At 42.5% G+C, this 22,120-nt stretch carries 17 protein-coding genes and 3 tRNA genes; 17 read left to right on the top strand and 3 right to left on the bottom strand.

Annotated features, from left to right (window positions below; genetic code table 11):
* Positions 1–11: 11 nt before the first annotated feature.
* The 5 genes from BLS65_RS07305 (at position 12) to BLS65_RS07285 (ending at position 4,744) form a co-directional block, all read left to right on the top strand.
* Positions 12–103, top strand: a tRNA-Ser gene (locus BLS65_RS07305).
* Between the two features lie 19 nt (positions 104–122).
* Positions 123–197, top strand: a tRNA-Pro gene (locus tag BLS65_RS07300).
* Positions 198–256: 59 nt separating this feature from the next.
* Positions 257–331 (top strand) — tRNA-Pro (locus BLS65_RS07295).
* A gap of 224 nt (positions 332–555) precedes the next feature.
* The gene (locus BLS65_RS18205) at positions 556–2,448 is read left to right on the top strand and encodes a methyl-accepting chemotaxis protein (protein ID WP_092437460.1); all 1,893 of its coding nucleotides are present in this window, start codon (positions 556–558) and stop codon (positions 2,446–2,448) included.
* Between the two features lie 208 nt (positions 2,449–2,656).
* The gene (locus BLS65_RS07285; RefSeq protein ID WP_092437458.1) at positions 2,657–4,744 is read left to right on the top strand and encodes a methyl-accepting chemotaxis protein; all 2,088 of its coding nucleotides are present in this window, start codon (positions 2,657–2,659) and stop codon (positions 4,742–4,744) included.
* A gap of 250 nt (positions 4,745–4,994) precedes the next feature.
* Here BLS65_RS07285 and BLS65_RS07280 read toward each other — a convergent pair whose 3' ends face one another.
* The 3 genes from BLS65_RS07280 to BLS65_RS07270 all read right to left on the bottom strand — a co-directional run bounded on the left by BLS65_RS07280 (position 4,995) and on the right by BLS65_RS07270 (position 8,399).
* The gene (locus BLS65_RS07280) at positions 4,995–5,600 is read right to left on the bottom strand and encodes a class I SAM-dependent methyltransferase (RefSeq protein ID WP_092437456.1); all 606 of its coding nucleotides are present in this window, start codon (positions 5,598–5,600) and stop codon (positions 4,995–4,997) included.
* Positions 5,597–5,896 (bottom strand): YciI family protein, encoded by a 300-nt coding sequence (locus BLS65_RS07275; protein WP_244500673.1) that lies wholly within the window; start codon positions 5,894–5,896, stop codon positions 5,597–5,599. The genes BLS65_RS07280 and BLS65_RS07275 overlap by 4 nt, the downstream gene beginning before the upstream one ends.
* 100 nt (positions 5,897–5,996) lie before the next feature.
* On the bottom strand, positions 5,997–8,399 hold the full coding sequence (locus BLS65_RS07270; protein WP_092437454.1) for an efflux RND transporter permease subunit: 2,403 nt from the start codon (positions 8,397–8,399) through the stop codon (positions 5,997–5,999).
* A 261-nt stretch (positions 8,400–8,660) separates the two neighbouring features.
* On the opposite strand from BLS65_RS07270, the gene BLS65_RS07265 reads away from it, so the two are divergent.
* The 12 genes from BLS65_RS07265 (at position 8,661) to BLS65_RS07210 (ending at position 22,009) form a co-directional block, all read left to right on the top strand.
* Positions 8,661–9,941 carry a carboxypeptidase-like regulatory domain-containing protein gene (locus BLS65_RS07265; RefSeq protein WP_170830032.1) on the top strand — a complete coding sequence of 427 codons (1,281 nt, stop codon included), beginning with the start codon at positions 8,661–8,663 and terminating at the stop codon, positions 9,939–9,941.
* Between the two features lie 168 nt (positions 9,942–10,109).
* Entirely contained in the window at positions 10,110–10,667 is a 558-nt protein-coding gene (locus tag BLS65_RS07260; protein ID WP_092437450.1) for an RNA polymerase sigma-70 factor, read from the top strand.
* Between the two features lie 19 nt (positions 10,668–10,686).
* Entirely contained in the window at positions 10,687–11,721 is a 1,035-nt protein-coding gene (locus BLS65_RS07255) for a FecR family protein (protein WP_092437448.1), read from the top strand.
* Positions 11,702–13,288, top strand: a complete 1,587-nt coding sequence (locus tag BLS65_RS07250; RefSeq protein ID WP_092437446.1) for a carboxypeptidase-like regulatory domain-containing protein — start codon at positions 11,702–11,704, stop codon at positions 13,286–13,288. The genes BLS65_RS07255 and BLS65_RS07250 overlap by 20 nt, the downstream gene beginning before the upstream one ends.
* 230 nt (positions 13,289–13,518) lie before the next feature.
* Complete coding sequence (gene accC / locus BLS65_RS07245) at positions 13,519–15,027, top strand: acetyl-CoA carboxylase biotin carboxylase subunit (RefSeq protein WP_092437444.1); 1,509 nt, start codon at positions 13,519–13,521, stop codon at positions 15,025–15,027.
* A 26-nt stretch (positions 15,028–15,053) separates the two neighbouring features.
* The gene (locus BLS65_RS07240) at positions 15,054–15,563 is read left to right on the top strand and encodes an acyl-CoA carboxylase biotin carboxyl carrier protein subunit (RefSeq protein ID WP_092437442.1); all 510 of its coding nucleotides are present in this window, start codon (positions 15,054–15,056) and stop codon (positions 15,561–15,563) included.
* Between the two features lie 101 nt (positions 15,564–15,664).
* On the top strand, positions 15,665–17,200 hold the full coding sequence (locus BLS65_RS07235) for an acyl-CoA carboxylase subunit beta (protein ID WP_092437440.1): 1,536 nt from the start codon (positions 15,665–15,667) through the stop codon (positions 17,198–17,200).
* Between the two features lie 115 nt (positions 17,201–17,315).
* Entirely contained in the window at positions 17,316–17,708 is a 393-nt protein-coding gene (locus tag BLS65_RS07230; RefSeq protein WP_092437438.1) for an OsmC family protein, read from the top strand.
* 345 nt (positions 17,709–18,053) lie between these two features.
* Entirely contained in the window at positions 18,054–19,334 is a 1,281-nt protein-coding gene (locus BLS65_RS07225; protein ID WP_092437436.1) for a hemolysin family protein, read from the top strand.
* Positions 19,335–19,372: 38 nt separating this feature from the next.
* On the top strand, positions 19,373–20,455 hold the full coding sequence (locus tag BLS65_RS07220; RefSeq protein WP_092437434.1) for a methyltransferase: 1,083 nt from the start codon (positions 19,373–19,375) through the stop codon (positions 20,453–20,455).
* 164 nt (positions 20,456–20,619) lie between these two features.
* The gene (locus tag BLS65_RS07215) at positions 20,620–21,426 is read left to right on the top strand and encodes an undecaprenyl-diphosphate phosphatase (RefSeq protein ID WP_092437432.1); all 807 of its coding nucleotides are present in this window, start codon (positions 20,620–20,622) and stop codon (positions 21,424–21,426) included.
* Positions 21,427–21,604: 178 nt separating this feature from the next.
* A complete protein-coding gene (locus tag BLS65_RS07210) occupies positions 21,605–22,009 on the top strand; it encodes a VOC family protein (protein WP_092437430.1) in 405 nt (134 codons plus the stop codon).
* The last annotated feature ends 111 nt before the right edge of the window (positions 22,010–22,120 follow it).

Below are 22,120 nucleotides of genomic sequence, written 5' to 3'. Positions count from 1 at the left end.
ACAGCCTTCCCGGAGAGGTGGGTGAGTGGCTGAAACCACCAGTTTGCTAAACTGACGTACTGAGTAATCGGTACCGGGGGTTCGAATCCCCCTCTCTCCGCCACACAAAAATTAAATGCCATCGGGGTGTAGCGCAGTCCGGTTAGCGCACCTGGTTTGGGACCAGGGGGTCCCAGGTTCGAATCCTGGTACCCCGACAGAAAAAGAGTTGCAAATGGCTCTCTTTTTCCATTTAATTTTTGAAGTGAGAAGTTCTCGGGGTGTAGCGCAGTCCGGTTAGCGCACCTGGTTTGGGACCAGGGGGTCCCAGGTTCGAATCCTGGTACCCCGACAGAAAAAGAGCGACATTTGTCGCTCTTTTTTGCGTTTAAGCTTTTTTTTGGCGAAATCGCTAATTCTCGCTCGCTCTACTGCGATCCACTATAAACATAAGCTAATACTAAATAGCCTACCGTTTTGCTCATTTGTTTTTCATAGGAGTAGTAAATAATTAAGAACTGTTTGACTAAATGGTCTAACTTTATGCTTCTTCATTCTTTGCAAAACGAGTAGTCTATGGCAAGTAAAATCTCAAATCTAAAAATTAAGCATAGGGCTATGCTAGGTTTCGGCCTTGTGCTTGTACTTACCGTTGTGGTAGGCGTTATTGGTTATTTTACCATTGTTGATATTCAAAAACAACACCAAAAGGAGAGTCTTGTTCTTGGACTTCGTAATACCTTCCTTCAACTTCGTGTGCTGGAGCAGACTGCTGCTTCCCAGAATAAAGTAACCCTTCTTGCCGATGCGAATGATCGTTACAACAACGGATTAGCCATGACGGCCGACCTCAAAAGTCTCGTTACTGCTGGCAATTCAAAACTTGTTGATATTATAGACCAAGGATTAACTAATTACTATTCTACTTTTCAAAAACTAAATGATGCTCAGATCATTAAGGTTGAAAAACTTGCTGTAATGGAGAAATCTGCTGATGAAGCATTAACCTTAGCACACAAAAAAAGTGGAGGTAGTGTTTCTGCTGGTGTTCAACACTTCTTGGAATTACGGCTTCTGGAATCTCGATACGTAAACAGTGGAAATGCCGAAGACTATCAGATGTGGCAAGATGCTATAGATGCTAATGTTGATATGGCTAATCAACTTAAATTGAATGATATTGCTAAAGTTTTAGTCGTATATAAAGGGAGTTTTAATGAGTATGTGCAGCAGGTAAACCAGCAGGCAGATCTTACGGCTTCTCAAAATATTCTTTGGACAGAGATTTCTGGGGTACTCGATAAGAGCATTGTTCTTATTCAAAACATGGCAGCCGATTCTGTCAACAGTGGAATTGCCCTAACTTTTATTGTTCTTGTTTTGGCAATAATTTTAGGTATCGTTGTCTCATTTCTCTTTAGTAGAAGCATATCCTCTGGTATCGAAAAGGGCCTAGTTGTGGCAGAAAACATTAGTCAAGGGAAACTTGAAATAAGTGCTGATTCTGATTTATTGGTACGTAAGGACGAAGTAGGTGCTTTCTCTCGCAGCATGAATGATATGGTTGAAAAGCTACGTGAGGTCGTTTCGACCATCCACAGCGGTTCCGATAACATACTGTCCGCCAGTTTGCAGCTAAGTTCCAATTCTCAACAAATGGCACAAGGAGCCAGCGAGCAAGCCTCTTCTGCCGAGGAGGTTTCTGCATCCATGGAACAGATGGCTGCAAACATCCAACAGAATACCGAAAATGCACGTATTGCCGAGAAGATTACCCTTGCAGGTGCCGAGAGTATAACTAAGGGTAATGCTGCCGCGATGGAGGCTGTTGCTGCCATGAAACAAATTGCTGAGAAGGTTACTATTATCACCGATATTGCTTTCCAAACTAATATTCTTGCGCTGAATGCTGCTGTGGAGGCGGCTAGAGCCGGTGAGCATGGACGAGGATTTGCAGTAGTGGCAGCAGAAGTTCGGAAGTTGGCTGAGCGAAGTAAGGTATCTGCCGATGAGATCACCAAACTTACTAAGAGCGGCGTCGCTGTATCGGAGGAAGCTGGACGCCAGCTATCGTCGATAATACCAGAAACGCAAAAAAATGTCCTACTTATTCAGGAAATAGCTGCCGCCAGTATCGAACAAGGTGTGGGTTCCGATCAAATCAACAGTGCAATACAGCAACTAAATCAGATTACCCAGCAGAATGCTGCTTCTGCGGAGGAGATGGCTACCAGTGCCGAAGAGTTGGCGAGTCAAGCCGAACAGTTAAAGGAGGTGATTTCTTACTTTCAACTTGATTCTAATTCAATACAGAGGAGGACTCAATTACTAAGACCTACTCAGAAACAACAGAACAGTCATGGACCCAGACTTAAAAAAAGTTTTCCTACCGTTGTTACAGAAAAGAAACGACGCGTAGATATTATGTCAACCAAATTGGAGAGTGATGCAGAGTATACGCGCTTCTAGTTGAGGATTACTGCCTTCGATTCTGGCCCTTATTGGTGGTGTTTGAAATTTATCCAACGCAGTAATTATTACAGGGATGCTTATCGCTAAATAGGTGCCACTTAACAAAATTATAGAGTATACAGGAGCAGTTGATTACATTTCCTGCTGCTGTGGCGGATATAACTGGATTACCAACGCATAGTTTTTAACGTAAAATATTACTACTATGAACTACCGTGATTTAAAGTTAAAGGCCAAGTTTAATATTGCTGCAATAGCAGTTCTTATTGGCATCTTCGCTACCCTTGGTTTGGTGATTTACCAAATGCAGCGAAAAGATATTACGCATGAAATTGATGAGCGCATGCGAAGTCATCTAGATGATCTCTACACTCTCCTGCAAGATCATGTTAATCTTAAGCAGCAGGTGGTTAATGTCTCGCTGAATCTTGCCGATAATATTCTTAAAGAAACTGGAGTTATTCAAGAGACGAAGACCACGATGGCGGTGTCCGGGATGAATCAAATAACCAATGAGACAAACGAATACCAAATTCCCGTTTGGAATATTAATGGGGTTCCTCTATATAAAAGCACCGAAATCGTAGACCGAATAAAGGGAGAGTCGGTTGAGACGGCTACCATTTTCCAGAAAATTAGCGATGGCTATCTCCGTATTTCTACCAATGTGATCAAGAAGGATGGACAACGTGCCGTGGGGACCTTCATACCGAACTCCGCCGAAGTGATTAAAACAGTAGAAAGAGGAGAAACGTTTTATGGAAGAGCATTTGTGGTGAACGATTGGTATATAACTGCATACGAGCCAATTGTTATCGCTGGCGAAGTTAAGGGCATGCTCTATGTTGGGCAAAAGGAAAAGGACTATGCCTTTTTGAAGCAGGTTTTTGCTAATAAAAAGTATTACTCCGGTTACCCATACTTAATGAGCAAAACGGGTGATGTAATTATACACCCCGACAAGGAGGGGGCTAACCTTTCTAATGCTACGTTTTATAAGCAACTGTTAGATGCAAAATCAACCGATTACAAATTCCGCTATCGATGGCCGGATAACTCCGAGGGACGATGGAAATACCAATATTTTAAATATTTTGAACCCTATCAGAGTTACGTTTGCGTAACCGTTTATGAAAGTGATATTAATGCAGGCATCACTAAACTATTGATCGTAGTTTCTCTTAGTGTACTGGGCGGCATTCTGTTGATGTTTTTTGCACTAAACTATATTCTTACACCGATAATCAACCGCATTCAAAACGCGGCTGCGTTTGCCCAAACAATCTCCGAAGGACAGCTTAATATGGTGATTGACGATAATCAAAAGGACGAAATAGGTCAACTCTCTAATGCCTTAGAGTCGATGGCCGAAAAGCTGCGATCGGTAGTTGGTAGTATCCGTGTTGGTTCGGAGAGTATACTCGCTGCTAGTATGCAGTTGAGTTCCGGTTCGCAGCAAATGTCTCAAGGAGCAAGCGAGCAAGCGTCTTCTGCCGAGGAGGTTTCTGCCTCCATGGAGCAAATGGCTGCCAACACCAAACAGAATATGGATAATGCGCGTGTCGCAGAAAAAATCGCTCTGGTAGGAGTAGAGGGAATGAACCATGGAAATGCTGCTGTAACTGAGGCAGTAGCAGCCATGAAGCAAATTGCCGAAAAGGTTTCCATCATCTCCGACATTGCGTTTCAAACCAATATCCTTGCGCTAAATGCAGCAGTGGAAGCCGCTCGTGCAGGAGAGTCTGGGCGTGGGTTTGCTGTGGTTGCTACCGAGGTTCGAAAGTTGGCAGAGCGCAGCAAAGTGTCGGCAGAGGAGATATCAAAGTTGACAAAAAATGGAGTGGCAGTTTCAGAAGATGCCGGTATTCAGCTGGCCACAATTATTCCTGAAATAAAGAAGAATGCGCACCTCATTCAAGAGATTGCTGCTGCAAGTATTGAGCAGGGGGCAGGTTCCGATCAGGTAAACGCTGCTCTTCAACAGCTCAATCAGGTTACTCAGTTAAACGCCGCTGCTTCGGAGGAGATTGCTACTAGCGCTGAAGAATTGGCAAGTCAAGCCGAACAATTAAAGGATATTGTATCCTATTTCAAAACTGGAGAGGAGTCCAATGATTCATATAGGTTTTCAACGAAAGGTAACCGTGTTAATCGTAGGGAGGTCCAAATGAATCAGGCATTGAAGAATCAGGCTAATTCGATCCCAAAACCCAAGTTTTCTATTTCTATGGAGTCGAATGGAAAGGGAGTCCCTCTACAAATGAGCAAGGATGATGAGTATGAACGGTTTTAGTAGACGCATTCTCTTTGCAAGAAAAAAGGTATACCCTATAAGTAATTGTGGGGTATACTTTCTGTTAACAAAAGGGAAATTGGAGAATCAAAGTCAACCGAATTATTGATTGGATTTTTTTATTCTGCTGGGAATGGCTGCTTAGTTTGTAAGCATGGATCAACTCGATTAGTGGAGTAGTATCGATACTAAAGAGATTTAGCTATTTGATTATAGTTATCTGTAGCATTCTGCTTTGTTAATCTCATTGTTATTTGTACATAAAAACTGTAAAGTCCTCAGGGAGATAGCCTTGCTTTAGAACAACGTTGGACGACAGTGATTCACAAAATGCTTTTGTCGAGGCTATTCCATGGGCTTTTAAGAAACCGGAAATAGGGAACTTATCTATGTCGAGCATGTTAAAGCCAACGCCTTTCTTGGCGGCGGTGTACATCCTTTCAATTAATTGTTTGTAGTAGTTTTCGTCGCTGCTGCGGTAGCAAAATATGCCGCTCGCAAAAACATAGTCGGCAAGCGGGAGTTCTCCTTCTGCGAAATCGCGTCGTATAAATAAAGCGTTTGGGTCTTCGGCATAGGTTTGTTGAGCTAACTTGACAAATTCTGGCATAAAATCGATACCGGTATAGGTAATATTGTAGTATCGTTCGTCGAGGTATTTTTTGAGATGGCCGTAGCCACAGCCTAGGTCAAGCACCGATGCACCATTTAAGTTGGCAATATTGGAGAGGACATCAAAACGGGTAAGCTGGTTGCCCTTTTCTACCCAACCAAGTGCGCCATACGTACCATCGCCCGATTCGCTAAGGCATAGCTGGTGAAAGTATAGCACGGAGCATTTTTCCTGGAGGTTCATAATCCGTCAATAAAGGGTTTAAATGCTTCGTGGTACTTTACCGGATTGAATTCCATGACCTCATATGTGGCAATACCGTGAATATGAAAAGGGTCGTTATTAAAGATATCCAGCAGTTCCTGCTTGCTTTTTCCCTTCGAGATAAGTATTCCTCCGGTTCTTGGGTTTAGAGGCCCAGAAGCGATGAATTGTCCTTTTATGTAGTACGTTTCGAGGAACGCTCGGTGGTTGACAAGAAAGCGATCAATCTCCTCGATGGGTTTTATGTAGGTTACAATAATAATGAAAAGCATCATCGATAATTTAGGGGGTAGGGCGTGCAAGGTAGCGAAGTAAAACGAATGGGCCAACCTTTTCTTAGAGGTGGCCCATTGCAGTTTCGAATATTGTTATTGTTTATTCTTTCTCTAAATCGGAGAATTCGTTATCGTTTTCAGCCTCTAAACTGGGGGTTTCATCTTCGTCGTATACGTCAAGAATGGGTTCTGTAAAATTCTTGCTGACCAGTCGTTTGTCGATAGTTAGGAGTAGTGAAGGAAGTACCATCATATTAAAGAACATGGCGATAAAGAGTGTGGTAGAAATGAGAATTCCAAGGGCTTGAGTTCCTCCGAATCCCGAAACGGTGAATACACTAAATCCAAGAACCAGAACGATGCTGGTGTAGATCATGCTAAAGCCTGCCTCTTGTAGCGCATTTATTGCAGATAGCTTAATGTCTCCCTTGGTAAGTTTCAACTCATGCCGATAGCGCGATAGATATTGAATGGTATTGTCCACCGAGATTCCAAGGGCGATGCTAAATACTATAATGGTTGATGGCTTTATTGGAATACCAAGGAAACCCATGAGGGCGGCTGTAATGATTAGCGGGATTATATTTGGAATCATGGATACTAGTATCATCCGGAAAGAGGAGAATAGTAGTGCCATAAGGAGTGAAATCATAATAATTGCAATAATAACACTTTCGAATAGATTCCGAATGAGGAAGTTGGTTCCTTTTGCAAAAACCACGCTGTTTCCGGTCATGGAAACGGTGTATCTCTCCGCGTCGAATATGCTTTTAATTGTGGAGTCGATTGCATGGGTGAGGAATTCCATACGCTTGGTTCCTACATCCTGCATCTGGAAGCTTATTCGAGTGATCTGTTTTGTGGAATCGACGAACGCTTGAAGTGGATTCTTTTTCCCTTCCATTTTTTTCGGCAGATAGGATAGCACGAATCCACTCTCCATGGAGTTTGGAAAACCATACATGGCCGGATTACCACCATAGTAGGATTGGCGGGCAAATTTGAGCAGTTCTGCTAGCGAGAGCGGTTTGGAGAACTCCGGATACTTGTTGATAGCAGTTTGTAGGCGATTGATTTTTTCCAGAGTTGGATACTGCATTACTCCATTTTTCTTCTTTGTATCGACGGAGATTTCGAACGGCATAACACCGCCAAAGTTGCGTTCAAAAAATTTCAGATCTAAGTATATTGGATCGTCCGTTTGCAGATCGTCTACCACTTTCCCTGAGGTTTTTATGAGGCTTACCCCAATAACTCCAAATAGCAGCATAACTCCAGCAATGGCGTATATGTAATTCCTCCGAGTAGAGATTGTTTCGATAACTTTTGCAAGAACATTACTAAAAAAATGACTATCTAAATGCTTTAGATGTCTTGGCTTTGGCGCCTCTTGGTAACTAAATATTATTGGTAATATGGTGATAGTGAGAAGGTAAAGCAGCATAATGTTGATGGCGGTAACCAATCCAAACTCCTTAAGCACCTGGTTTGGAATAAGTATAAATGCTGCAAATCCAATAGCGGTTGCTACGTTGGTCATGAGTGACGCTAGCCCAATTCGCTGAATCACTCTTGAAAGGGCTTTTATCTTATTGCCGTGAATGCGATACTCCCAGTGGTATTTATTCAGAATGTAGATGCAGTTCTCTATGGCAATTATTACCATGAGTGACGGAATAACTCCCGAGAGAATGGTGATTTTATAGTTGAATAGGGAAATGGTACCTAATACCCATATGATACTGATTATTACAACAATAAGCGAACTTATCACTGCTCGGAGTGAACGAAAAAAGAGCAGCATGATTAGGGAGGCAACTACAAGACTTAATATGATAAAGAGAAGTAATTCGTTCTTAATTAGTTGAGTAGTAATCGTTCTGATGTATGGCAATCCGGAGTAGTGGACTTCAACCTTGTTCTGAATACGGTATGCCTCGGCAACGTTGGTGATGGCATTTACAATGGCAATTCTTCCCTCGTCCGCTATTTTTTCCTTATCAATGGTAATGGCCATGAGGTAGGCCTTCGTTTTCGGATTGAAGAGTAGGCCTTCGTAAAATTTTGTTTTAAGGATTTCCTTTTTTAAGCTATCTACTTCTGATTGAGATGTAGCCTCTTGGCTAACAACTGAGAGGAAATCGAATCGATGGGTAAGCTGATTCTTCACCAAGGTTTTTGTCCTTGCCATGCTAATCACCTCTTCCACGCCGTTGATCTTTCTGATATCATTACCAAGGCGATACCATGCGTTGAATTGATCTAGGGTGAAAATATCGGGATTGATGGATCCAATTACATAGATATTCCCATCTTCACCAAAGTGTTTCTTGAATTGTTCGTAGTCTATTAATGCGCTGTCTTTTTTGGAAAGCAGCTTAACCGATTCGTAAGATAGCCTTACAGAAGCGGCATTATAGGCCATAAAAATGGTGAACAGTGCAAGTATTATTACTATTATAGATCTGTTCCTAAGTATGATGCGAGATACGGCTGTCAGCATGATATTTTTTAAAGTAAAAGCCTGTAAAGGTATTTTGTTTCGAGAATATATTGATTATAGTGTCGTAAAAAATAATTATTTTACTCAAAAAACCTAAAAATATCTTTTTTAATGTGTCACAATTGAGGTAATAATCAATTGATCAACAGAATTTATTACCTCATTGGAAAATAAAATCAATAATAGCTATAGGGTAAAATCTTTCTCACCGCTCTTTAATGTGTTAGGGTAAATATAATGTTTCACCAAAAAACAGACCATATGAAAGCGTTAATGAATAAACTGGCTGGAATAGGCATGATAATCATGCTTCTTGTGAGTGCAGGTAGTGCTTTTGGGCAGGAGGCTGCACCGTTTGTTACCATTACTGGAGTAGTAAAGGATTCAAAAACCAAAGACAGGCTTCCCTTTGCTAGCATAAATATTGTTGGGTCAAGCGTGGGAACTGTCGCCAACTCCGAAGGGGAGTTCTCCTTAAAGGTCTTGACTTCGCTCAATGCCTTGTCGTTTGAAGTTTCCCACTTGGGATATGTAAATAAGTTATTTTCTGTTTCGGAATCGCAAGAAAAGGAGGTTGTTTGTTATGTTGATGCCTATTCAATTGTCTTGGATGCGGTAATTATTACTCCGGAAAATGCACGTTCACTCGTTGAGGAGGCTGTTAATAAAATCAAGGATAACTACAATGACGTTCCAAATAGTATGGTCGCTTTTTATCGGGAGTATGTAAAGCAACGCAAGGACTTTCTCTCTATCTCCGAAGCGTTGGTAGATATCTATAAAGCGCCATACGGATCTAGTTTTGATAACGATAGGGTTAAGATAAACAAAGCGCGAAAAGGGAATAACATCAAGAAGGCCGATACCTTAGCGATTAAACTGCAAGGGGGGCCAAGCGTAATGCTTTTGCTCGACGTGGTTAAAAATCCGGACGTGCTTCTTTCGCAGGAAAGTTTGGATAGTTACCATTTTGAAGTTACCGACATGGTAAACATTGATAACGACCTCAACTACGTTGTTTCCTTTACCCCAAGAGTTATTCTTCCGTATCCGCTTTATATCGGCAAACTCTATATCTCGAAAGAACGGAAAGCAATCTCAATGATTACTTTCACCATGGATATGTCCGATATGAATAAGGCAAGCCAGCAGTTTATTCGCAAAAAACCCTACGGCTTGATCTTCACTCCAACTAGTGCAACCTACATGGTAACCTACAAGCAGTTTGATGGGAAGTACTACTTGAATTATACTCGGAGTGAGATTAAATTCCGTTGCGATTGGAAAAAGCGTTGGTTTAAGAACAACTATACCGTTGTTTCCGAACAAGCCGTTACCGATAGGAGTTCCGTTAATGTGGTGAAATTTCAGTCGAAGGATGCGTTCAAGTCAACCGAAATTTTTGCCGACAGGGTGCATGCATACTTCAATGGAGATTTCTGGGGCGACCAAAACGTCATTGAACCGGAGGAATCGATTCAAGATGCTATTAAAAAGTTCAATAAGCAGTACGTAAAGCAGCAAGATCGGTCAAAACAATAACTTTTAAGTAAGGGCTGTCCTTCTAAAACTAAGGAAATAGGTTGTAGTTTTGGGAATAAGCGTTGGTTAGGTCTCGTATTAGGATGGAGGATAGCCCTTATTAATATCATAGCAGCATAGGTTTACTAAATTTTTGCTACTTTTAAGTTTGTTAATTTGACTTGTCTAATGGCACTGCACGGCATACTCTCACAACGTAAAATAATTAATAGCGACATCAGTGAGTTTGAGAAGGTCTTTCGAACTTTCTATGAGCCTTTGTGTAGATATGCATTTCAAATAGTCCACGACATGGATGCCGCTGAGGAGGTTGTTGAGGAGTTCTTCTATAACTACTGGAAAAACAGGGAAACTATTGAAGTAAAGATATCCCTTAAAGCATATCTCTTCCGCTCCATTCGAAATAACTCCTTGCGATACCTTGAGCACATCGCGGTTACTAGGAAACATGCAAAAGAGGTAATGGCGGTAGAGAAAGATATCGAATCGGGAAATGCCTCTGATGAATTGGAATTGAATGAGTTGAATGCAATTGTTGATAAAACCTTAGATGAATTGCCCGAGAGGTGCAGCAAGATTTTCAAGATGAGCAGGTTCGATGGTTTGAAATACCAGGAAATCGCCGAATCGCTCTCCATATCCGTTAAAACAGTGGAGGCCGATATGGGCAAAGCACTTCAGCACTTCAGAAAGAATTTAAAGCACTATCAGGAATATGCCCTTTAATTGCTAATCAAAAAGAGCCATGAAACTACAGCAAGACAATAACAAGCAGGTGGAGACGATCGCTCGATTCTTGGCAGGAGAGATGGGAGAGGCAGAAAGAGCGTCGTTTTTAGAAAACGCTGACAGGTTACCTAGTAACCGTATTTTAATTGACAAGATGAAAAGAGATTGGGATTTGATAGAACGATACACAAAAAACAATAAGGTGGATACAGGTAAGGCTTGGGATAAGTTGCATGATCGGTTTCAGGAGGAAAAGTTGATTCCCGCATCTAAAAATGTATTCTTACTACAGCGAAGAGTCATGCCTGTATGGCAATGGGCTGCTGTGTTTGTGGGGATAATTGGCCTTGGATTAACAACCTATTACGTTGCGAACCAAAAACCATCGACCTCTTTCATTACGTTGACCACCACCAGTGATCCATCTGCATTAATCCAAACGCTCAAGGACGGCTCTGTTGTGTATCTGGCTCACAACACCTCATTTTCCTATCCTGAGCAGTTTAGTCGCGATGAGCGAAAAGTTGAGTTGACAGGTGAGGCCTACTTCGATATTGCGCGCAATCCCGATAAGCCATTTGTCATTGAAACCAGTAGTGCAACCGTGGAAGTTTTAGGTACAGCCTTTAACGTTAAGTCCAATAAAAACAGTAGTTTTGAGTTGATCGTAGAACGAGGTCAAGTTCGGGTAACCCCTAAAAGTGGTTCAATGGAAAGTTTTATCATAAACGCTGGTGAAAAGTTAACTTCTACTGCTAATCACTTTTACAAGGAGAAGAATACCGACAACTCCTATCTTGCATGGAAAACCAAGCGGATGCGCTTCAAGGACGAAACGCTTGAAAATATTGTCAAGGTCATTAATAGTAACTACCATTCTAGTATCATGATTGAGAGTGATGCTGTTGCCGCTCGTCGATTAACCGTTACTTTTAATGATAGCTCAATCGAAACTATGACCGAAGTGATTTGTGTAACCTTGAATCTAAAATCGGATTCGGCTTCGGGTTCAACTATACTGCGCGAGGCAAATGATAAACGAGGTAACTAGGAAGCAGCGTATATTCAATATTTTCAATGCAGTAGGTCCAAGACTTTTGGTCCTACTGCTTTTTCTGTGTATCACTATCATTGGTTTTGCACAAAAAAGTCCACTGGATCAGCGGGTCACCATCGAAAGCAAAAGAGTGACACTTTATGAGGCGCTAAATCTTATTTCAGATCAAATTGGCTATAATTTTGTTTACGATAGCAAAGATTTAGACAGCGATAGAAAGGTTAAACTTGAGGCGAAGAACGACCCCGTTCTAATTGTTTTATCCGGACTGCTAAATAGACCTAACCTTGCCATAAAGGTTCTCGACAAGTACATCCTCATCTATAGGGTTGCGTTGGTTAGTGCCATTATTCCGGTAAGCCCTACTGTTGATTCTATTCATCCGTTCATCGTAAAGGGACGTGTTTTCGATAAGGAAACGAAGGAACTTATTCCCTATGCAACCGTTGGTGTGGTGGAGCAGGGGATTGGCACCATCACCAATTTGGATGGTTTTTTTGTAATGAAAGTTCCTTCCAAACAATTAATTTCGACCCTCACCATTTCCCATTTAGGATATAAAAGTCAGACACTTCCGGTTGAGTTATTATCTGGCCAGCAGGTAGATATTTATCTTGAACCACATTCGATATCCATACAGGAAGTTATAATTAGGAATGTTGATCCCCAAGCCTTGGTCGAAAAGGCGATGGCACAGATAAGCCATAACTATGGGGAAACGCCAGCGTTTTTAACCTCTTTTTACCGGGAAGGAGTTGTCAAGAATAGTGATTTTTTGAGTTACTCAGAGGCTGTTTTTAAGGTTTATAAGAGCCCTTATACACGAAGCCCTGAGATGGATCAAGTTAAGTTACTCAAGTCTAGAAAAATTAGAAGCGGAGACCAGCGGGATACCTTGATTGTGAAAATGAAGGCTGGGATTAGCGCGAGCCTTAGCCTAGATATAGTGAAGAGCATTCCTGAGTTCCTCGATAAAGAGTATATGATTAACTATCGCTATACTCGATCTGATATCGTTACCCTAGACTCATTAACGGTTTATGCAATCTCGTTTGAGCAGCAAAAAGGGATAATCGAGCCATTCTTTAAAGGTGTATTATACATTACCATGGATAGCCTCGCCATTCTTGGAGCCGATTTTGAGATTAACCCAGAGTTTGTTGAGAAGAGTGGTAGTCAGTTGGTAGTTAAAAAAAGCAGCAAAATAAAAGTAATTCCTACAAAAGTTGCTTACTCTGTAAGGTATAAGCATTGGAATGGAAAATACTATCTAAGCCATATTCGGGGCGATTTGTATTTGAAGGTTAAAATGAGTTCGCGATTGTTTTCCAGTAACTACCATGTTTTTCTGGAGATGGCCACCATCCAAATTGAGCTGGGCAAGGTAACTCGGTTTCCAAGGAGCGAAATTATTAATTCGCGCGCTGTTTTTAGTGATTTGGATTTTACTTACGACGATGAATTCTGGCGCGAATTCAACTTTATTGCTCCAGAGGCAAGCCTTCTGGAATCCATGCGCAGAATTGCTCCCATCATCGAAAACATGGAAGGGACCAACTAATTTGGTTCACCCAAAGCCACCAAAGCAAATTTTTTAGCAGAACTTTTTATCATTTCAATGCATTGAATTTTAATACCATGCCGTATAGTTGTATGTTGAATAACATATAAAAATAGACGAAATGTCATTGGATTAAAAAAAAAATAGCGTTATTAGCTTCCTTGATGGTTTAGTTAAACTAGACTATTTAATGGGAAGCGTAATGAACCTCCATGCTAAACTAATTGACTATGATTAAGAAATTGCTAGTCGCTAATCGAGGTGAGATTGCCGTAAGGGTTATGCGTTCGGCCAAAGAGATGGGGATAAAAACTGTGGCCGTTTACTCCGATATCGATCGTACTGCATTGCATGTAAGATATGCCGATGAGGCTTACTGTATCGGACCTGCACCTTCGGATCAAAGCTATCTATCTGCCGATAACATCCTTGCTGCAGCCAAACTCGCTGGAGCTGATGCCATTCACCCTGGCTATGGCTTTTTGAGTGAGAATGCTGAATTTGCTCGTCGATGTGCTGAGGTCGGGATCGTCTTTGTAGGGCCTTCGCCCGAGGCAATAAGCGCGATGGGGGATAAACTCCGGGCGCGCCAAGCCATGATACTGGCTGGTGTTCCTGTCGTTCCAGGAACAACTGAAGGGATTTCCTCGCTCGAGGAGGCCATGAAGACCGCAGAGGATATTGGATTCCCTGTTATGGTAAAAGCTTCGGCCGGAGGCGGGGGAAAGGGTATGCGGTTGGTTAAGACCCGTAGTGAGTTAATATCGGCTATCAGAGCGTCTAAGTCTGAAGCAAAATCAGCCTTTGGGGACGATACCGTTTATATCGAGAAGTACATTCAGTCGCCCCACCACATTGAATTTCAGATTTTAGCGGATAAGCATGGAAACACAGTTCATCTTTTCGAACGTGAATGTTCTGTTCAACGCCGTCATCAAAAGGTAGTAGAGGAAACTCCATCGCCAATTCTTACCCCCGAAGTTCGGTCGGAAATGGGCGAAAAAGCGGTGGCTGCAGCTAAAGCCGTAAACTACTACGGAGCTGGCACTATCGAATTTATTGTGGGAGATGACCTTTCCTATTACTTTCTAGAAATGAATACTCGCCTTCAGGTAGAGCATCCCATTACCGAAAGGGTTGTGGGGATTGATTTGGTTAAGGAGCAAATCAAGATTGCTCAAGACGAGAAGCTCTCCTTTGGACAATCGGATTTAAGGCAGTTTGGGCATGCCATTGAGTGTCGAATATATGCTGAAGATCCCGATAATGGGTTTATGCCCAGCCCTGGGAAAATAAAACACCTCACCGAGCCACTAGGTACTGGAGTCAGGCACGATGGATATGTTTATGAAGGGTATGAGATTCCTATCTACTACGATCCAATGATTTCGAAGTTAATTGTTTGGGGACAGGATAGGCACGAGGCCATCCAACGAATGCGTAGCGCATTGCACTCCTACAAGATAACTGGAGTTAAAACCAACCTGCGCTTTTTGGAGCGAATAATGCAGAATAGCGTATTCAAACTAGGTAAGTACAATACTCATTTTATTGAGGATCATAAGGAGGAACTACTGGATAAATTTCGGTGCAACATCGAATGCGAAGACGTAGCTATCCTCGCTGCTTTTGTGGACTACATTGATGCCATTGAAAATGCAGGACCCATGCGCCCACAGGGGCCACGCGGAAATCTTTGGAAGGAATTTGGCCGAAGGAAAAGCATTCTCCGGCTCTGATCGATCTCACTTAAAACAATACAACGATGTCGTATCAAGTTAGATTAAACGACCGGATAGCGGAAGTAGAATTGCTCGCGAGGAACGGGAACTTCGTCTCCGTTGCCATTGATGGCATTGAGTATGCTGCTGATATAATTATGGTTGAGCAGGGGGTATACTCCATTTTGTGGAACAATAAATCGTACAATGTGGAACTTTTCCCTGGGGATCAACCTCGAACCTATAGCCTTACCACAAAACAAGATGTTTTTGAGGCAGAGATCATTGATGCCGAAGCTCGTTACCGTATGAACCGATCTAAAGGACTTGTTTCCGACTCCGATAAGGTTTTATTCTCGCCCATGCCGGGTAAGGTTGTAAAGGTAATGGTAGCTCTCGGTGAAACCGTAACTATTGGACAACCCTTAGTGATTGTTTCGGCAATGAAGATGGAAAGCGAGTTTAGGGCTAAGGTGGATGGAACCATTACCGAAGTTCGCATAATGGATGGCGATATTGTAGAAGCCAAACAGGTTATGATTGTAATAGAATAATTAACCCGATTCTTCCCGTAAGCGTTCCTCTGCACAGGGATGAGCCTTCTGGTAGAATCTTATTGTTTTGGTAGCGAGTAATCAAAATTAAACGAGAAACAATGAAGAAACTAGATAAATACGCTCAATTAGAAGAACTTAATCGTCAGTCCGAATTGGGAGGCGGTAAGGATCGTATCCAAAAGATTCATGAATCGGGACGGAAAACGGCCCGTGAGCGAATTGCCGATCTTCTTGATCCCGGAACATTCGTGGAACTTGACAAACTAGTAACCCACCGAGCTACCGATTTTGGGATGGACAGCCAAAAAATTATGGGCGACGGCGTGGTATCCGGTTACGGAAAGGTGGACGACCGTTTGGTTTATGTTTTCGCCCAGGACTTTACGGTATTTGGGGGAAGCCTTAGCCGTGCCAATGCCGACAAAGTTGTGAAGGTAATGGATCTGGCAACCCGCATGGGGGCTCCGGTAATTGGGCTTAACGATTCAGGGGGTGCGCGCATTCAGGAAGGAGTTGAAAGTTTGGCTGGCTATGCCGATATTTTTTACCGAAACGTTCAGGCTTCGGGCGTAGTACCTCAAATCTCCGTTATCATGGGGCCTTGCGCCGGAGGTGCTGTTTATTCGCCTGCACTCACCGATTTTATTATGATGGTGAAGGATTCCTCTTGCATGTTTGTTACCGGACCGGAGGTCATTAAAACCGTTACGCACGAAGATGTAACCAAGGAAGAATTAGGCGGTGCCACAACTCACAATACCAAAAGCGGAGTGGCCCATTTTGTGGCCGACGACGACGAAGTGGCCATGGTAATGATTCGCGAGTTACTCAGCTATCTTCCCTCCAATAATATGGAAGATCCGCCGTTAAAACCATCGCTCGATTCAATCCACCGTGCCGATCCAAAATTACGTATGCTCGTTCCCGACGATCCAAATAAACCATACGATATTCGGGATATTATTGAAACTGTAATGGACGAGAATCACTTCTTTGAGATTCAGCCATTTTATGCCGAGAATATCGTGATTGGATATGCTCGATTGGGCGGCCGTCCCGTTGGGATTGTGGCGAATCAACCGGCTGTCTTGGCCGGAGCCCTCGACATTAACGCCTCGGTTAAGGCGGGAAGGTTTGTCCGCTTCTGTGATTCCTTCAATATCCCTATCATGACGTTTGTGGATGTTCCTGGATTTATGCCAGGCACAGAACAGGAGTTTGGGGGTGTTATTCGCCATGGTGCCAAGTTGCTCTACGCTTATGCTGAGGCAACGGTTCCTAAAATTACCCTTATTGTGCGTAAAGCTTACGGTGGCGCTTACGATGTAATGTCGAGTAAGCATCTGGGCGGCGACATTAACTATGCATGGCCAACTGCCGAAATTGCAGTGATGGGGCCCGATGGAGCTGTAAGTATTCTTCACAAGAACCGGCTCGATGAGCAGGAGCGAATCGCGGCGGTTGACGACTATCGGGAAAAGTTTGCCAACCCATACAAGGCTGCTGCATTGGGTTATATCGATGAGGTTATCTTCCCAGAGAGTACGCGTTTTAAACTTTATCAGGCATTGGAGATGACCCAAAATAAGAATGTAGCATCACCTCCTAAAAAGCATGGTAACATCCCTTTGTAGTTAATAATGGTTGTTTTAAGGTTATATAGAGAGAGCATTTGGAGAAAAAACCAACGTGTTCTCTTTTGTAACCTATTGTTTTTTTTAGTAATTTAACACGACTAAAACCTAAATTATGGCACACGTAAAAGCAATTATAGGCAACGACCACTATAAAACTGTAATAACAACCGCAACAAACTCGATCATCGCCGATGAGCCCAAGCATGCCGATGGTACCGATCTTGGCTTTGCCCCAACAGAACTTCTCGCTTCAGCCTTGGCGTCATGTACTGCTATCACCTTACGAATGTATGCCGATAGGAAGGAGTGGGCTTTGGATCAAGTAGAGGTTGAGGTAATCTTTCAGCGCGACAATGAACACAATATCTCCAATATCAACCGGAATATAATCTTGCACGGAGACCTTAGCCCCGAGCAACGTGAACGGCTCCTTCAGATTGCTAACCAGTGTATTATTCATAAGACATTAACCAGTCCAATTGCCATTATTAGCGAGTTGGTTTAAATGTGTGTTAGGCGATGCACTTCTATTAGGTAGATTTTACGAGCTATAGTTTTTATTTGAGCCGACCATAGGTATGGGTAGCTTGTATTTATTCTCATGCGGGGCGTGTTGCTTCATAGATTTTGAGTTTGTATAGCGATGGCATTCATGTCTTTGAATGCCTATTGCATATACCGGAGCAAAATGGCAAATTACATCAACTAATTGCTGCATGCCCGCAGTTTATTTAAGTTTACCGAGTGCTCCTCTCATAAATCATATTGTTGTTTATGTGCTATCTTTGTCTCCTTGAAATGCGACGATTACTGGTGTATCGTTATACGTAATTACCTATTTCGAATTGAGATGGAATTTATTGTTTTAGGGCTGCTTATTCTTCTTAATGGATTCTTTTCACTGTCGGAGATCGCCTTGGTTTCCTGCAAGCAATCGAGGCTTGAGCAGGCAAAAATCGCCGGAAGTAAAGGGGCCAAAATCGCACTTCGGCTTCTAAGCGATTCGGAGAGTTTCTTATCGGCTACACAGGTAGGCATCACCCTTATTGGTATTATCACTGGGGTGTTTGGTGGGGTGAGCATCGCGGAGGATTTAATCCCTTTTATTAAAGGATTCTCTTTAACCGCTCCATATGCCTCTGAGATTGCGCTTACTTCGACAATCATTCTTATTACCTACGTGTCTATTGTAATTGGGGAGTTGGTACCAAAAACCATTGCCATGAGCAACCCCGAATCTATCGCCATTAAGGTTGCGCCTGCTATCTACTATTTCAGCTCGTTCTTTTATCCTTTTGTTAGGATTCTGTCTTTCTCTACGAGTTTTGTAAATAGGCTAATAGGGGTAAAGGAGCGATCGGATCGGGTTACTGAAGAGGAGTTGAGGCATATGATAAAGATTGCATCCAATGAGGGTGTAATTAAAAAAGGGCAGAACCTCATACACGAAAAGGTATTTTATTTTTCCGAAAAGCGTGCCAAACATCTTATGACTCACCGAACAGATGTGGAGTTGCTCGATATTTCCCTCTCCCCTGAGGTCTTTCACCAAACTGTTTTGCAGCTGAAGCATAGTAAGGTCATTGTTTTTCGAAAGTATCCCGATGATTTTATTGGCGTGCTTTCGATTAAGGATTATTTGCTAAACAAGAGCTTGGCTATACCAAAACCCGTTGAAGAAATTTTGCTCAAGCCAGTTATTGTGGCCGATACCACGAATGCACAACAGCTTGTGGCCCTTTTTCGACAGATGCACAACTACTTTGCCGTGGTAGTAGATGAGTATGGTAGTTTTGAAGGCATCGTTACGCTGCATGATATCATGGAAAACATTATTGGTTCCATGCCCGATGAGTGGGAGGAACCTGAACCTGATGTTTTTGTTCGCGAAGACAAATCGGTGTTGGTGAGTGGCGATGCACCTTTAGAAACCCTTACTGAGATAATCGAAGATTTTACCATTGATTTCGAGGAAATTGGCTATTCAACCGTAGCCGGGTTTGTTTTTAACCGGATCAATAAAATCCCTCAATTGGGTGATAAATTTACTTTTCGCGATTACACCATTGAAATAGTGGACATCGACCGTAATAAAATTGACAAGGTGCTTATTCGAAAGAGAGAAAAATAGTTTTCTGTTTCCTCCCCAAACAATGCCTCATACACTTTATGGTTTATAGCGACGATAGTATAGAGCCAAGCATTCCCTCACCATTGATTGGAGAGTGCGATGTGCTTGCAGTTCGCAGGAAAGATGATCCCGAGTATGCAGTGGAAGCCCTACTTAAGGGTGAGCATGTTTTGGTGCAAGATTTTTATAGCACGGGTCTAACCGTTTTGGCGGCGTTGAAAAAGTATCTCCGCAGCAACTATTCCGAGAATGATTTTAAGGCCCAGCGTGAATTTCGTAATGTTTACCATCAGGCCTCGCAACACCTTTTGGTGCTCGTTACCAATCAGAAGTTGGCCATTAGGAAAGCGCCGGAGATAGGATGGCTGAGCCGTTTTTATCCCGAGAATTCTAACCTGCTAATATCATTCCCCGATGTGCAGGGGTTAAATAGCGCTTGGCAATGGTACGAAAAGGGCATTTTAATTCCCTCATTAGGTTATAAACTACATCCCTTCTATGGTACATATTTCCCAACTCGTTTCGACCACATAGAACTTTTCGACGAATGGCTGAAGCATTACCGTGGAGCCAAGCTATCAGCCATTGATGTGGGTGTGGGCAGCGGTGTGCTTTCGTTGCAGCTGTTAAAGCATGGCTTTCGTCATCTTGTAGGCACCGATACCAATCCAAACGCCATTATTGGAGTGGCCGAGGAGCTGGATAGGATGGGCAAGAGCAGTAAGGTTGATCTTATCCTTACCGATTTACTCTCCCACTGTAAAGAGAAGACCGAGTTGATTGTTTTCAACCCACCTTGGATTCCAGCTCAGGGAGATATTGCTGGACTCGATAGCGCAATTTACTACGACGAAACGCTCTTCCCCCGCTTCTTCGAGCAGGCTTACTGTAATCTTGAGCCTGATGGCCATGTGGTAATACTATTTTCCAACTTGGCGATTACAACCGGTGTTGCAAAAAACAACCCTGTTGAGGTGGAACTATCAACCGGAGGTAGGTTTGTAAAGGTTAAGCATCTCACGCGAAATGTAAAAGAAGCTTCATCAAAAACCAAGCGTAATCAAGTTTGGCGTGCAACTGAGCAGGTTGAACTGTGGGAACTAAAGAAGAGTGAGTCGTAAATTGATGGTTTGGTGCAGCAGTTAGCAGAGAAGCAATTCTTGACTTGCAGTTTACTTTTTTCAAACGCCTAAATACCAAAAACTGTTGCCTATCTAATCATCTTTTGGTAGGTTTGCCATCGATTTAAATTTAGATGGAGTGTTAACAATATATACTGGAATTAATGGGAATTATTGAAACAATTATCCTCGCCATTATTGAGGGTATTACCGAGTTTTTACCGGTTTCTTCTACCGGTCACATGATTCTGGCTTCGTCGATCATGAAGATTCAGGATGACTCCTTCGTAAAAACCTTCGAAATAGCTATTCAACTTGGTGCGATTATGGCAATCGTGATGCTTTACTACAAGCGTTTTCTCCAAAGTTTAAGCATATACTACAAGTTGGCCATCGCCTTTATTCCAACAGGGATTGCGGGCTTTTTGGCTTACCCTTACATTAAGGCATTTTTGTTTAACCCGCTTGGTGTTTCGGTTGCGCTTATTGTTGGTGGTATCATCCTTGTTATTATCGACAAGCGAGTAGTTGCTCGTGAGTCTGATTATGAGGATCTTGGCGATATTTCCTACCGTCGCTCGTTCGTTATTGGGTTGGCGCAGTGCGTTTCCATGGTTCCCGGCGTTTCGCGCGCTGCTGCAACCATCATTGGTGGTGTGTATAACGGTTTAAATAAGAAGCAAGCAACTGAGTTCTCTTTCTTACTAGCAGTTCCAACTATGTGTGCTGCTACCGGATACGACCTACTAAAGACCGATGTTACCTTTTCGTCGCACCAACTTTTGCTGCTTGGAATAGGCTTAGTAGTAGCTTTTGTTACTGCTTGGGGTGCTGTAAAAGTATTTCTCAAGATTGTCGAAAACTACGGTTTTAAACATTTTGGATACTATCGCATTGTAATTGGTGTAGTGTTTATTATTTACATGCTAATGAGTGGGTCGGCTTCCTTGTTCGAGAATTTGGGTTCGTAGGATGATTTTGTAAATCAGGTTAATACGCCCAAAACAATATATCGTTACGCCCCACATTTTGTGGGGTTTAATGTTTGCAAGAGTATTTATTAGAGGTGACTTTTATCTCCAAATGCTACTAAAAAGCAGCTGTTACAATTCTTGTGTTTTTTAAGATTAACCTTTACACCCTTGCCTTATGGTATCAAAATTATTTGTCAACCTTCCTGTCAAGAATCTAGGTAAGTCTATTATTTTCTTTGCAGACCTTGGGTTTACCTTCAACCTAAAGTTCACCAACGATGTTGCCGCATGCGTAGAGGTTGCTGAAAATATGTTTGTTATGCTTTTGGCTGAAAAGCACTTTATGGCGTTTACCCAGAAAAATGTAAGCGATGCCACACGCTATACTGAAATGCTGGTTGCGCTACAACTCGACAGTAAAGAGCAAGTTATCGAAATGGTAAACAAGGCAGTGGAATCGGGTGGGTCAACCTATATGGAACCCAAAGATCACAATGGGATGTATGGTCACTCCTTTGCCGATTTGGATGGGCATCAATGGGAAGTTTTTTCCATGGATTCGGCTTCATCTGCTAAATAGTATTGGCATAGACTTCTCTCTTTGCAAGTTTTTTTGTTCTCAATCAATTTACCAGTTGCAGGGTTAGGGTGAATTTTTACCTTTGTCTCTCGCCTGATTCAACTTGTAAAA

Source organism: Williamwhitmania taraxaci, assembly GCF_900096565.1.
Lineage (GTDB): Bacteria > Bacteroidota > Bacteroidia > Bacteroidales > Williamwhitmaniaceae > Williamwhitmania > Williamwhitmania taraxaci.
This window is presented reverse-complemented; position numbering and strand designations above follow the sequence as displayed.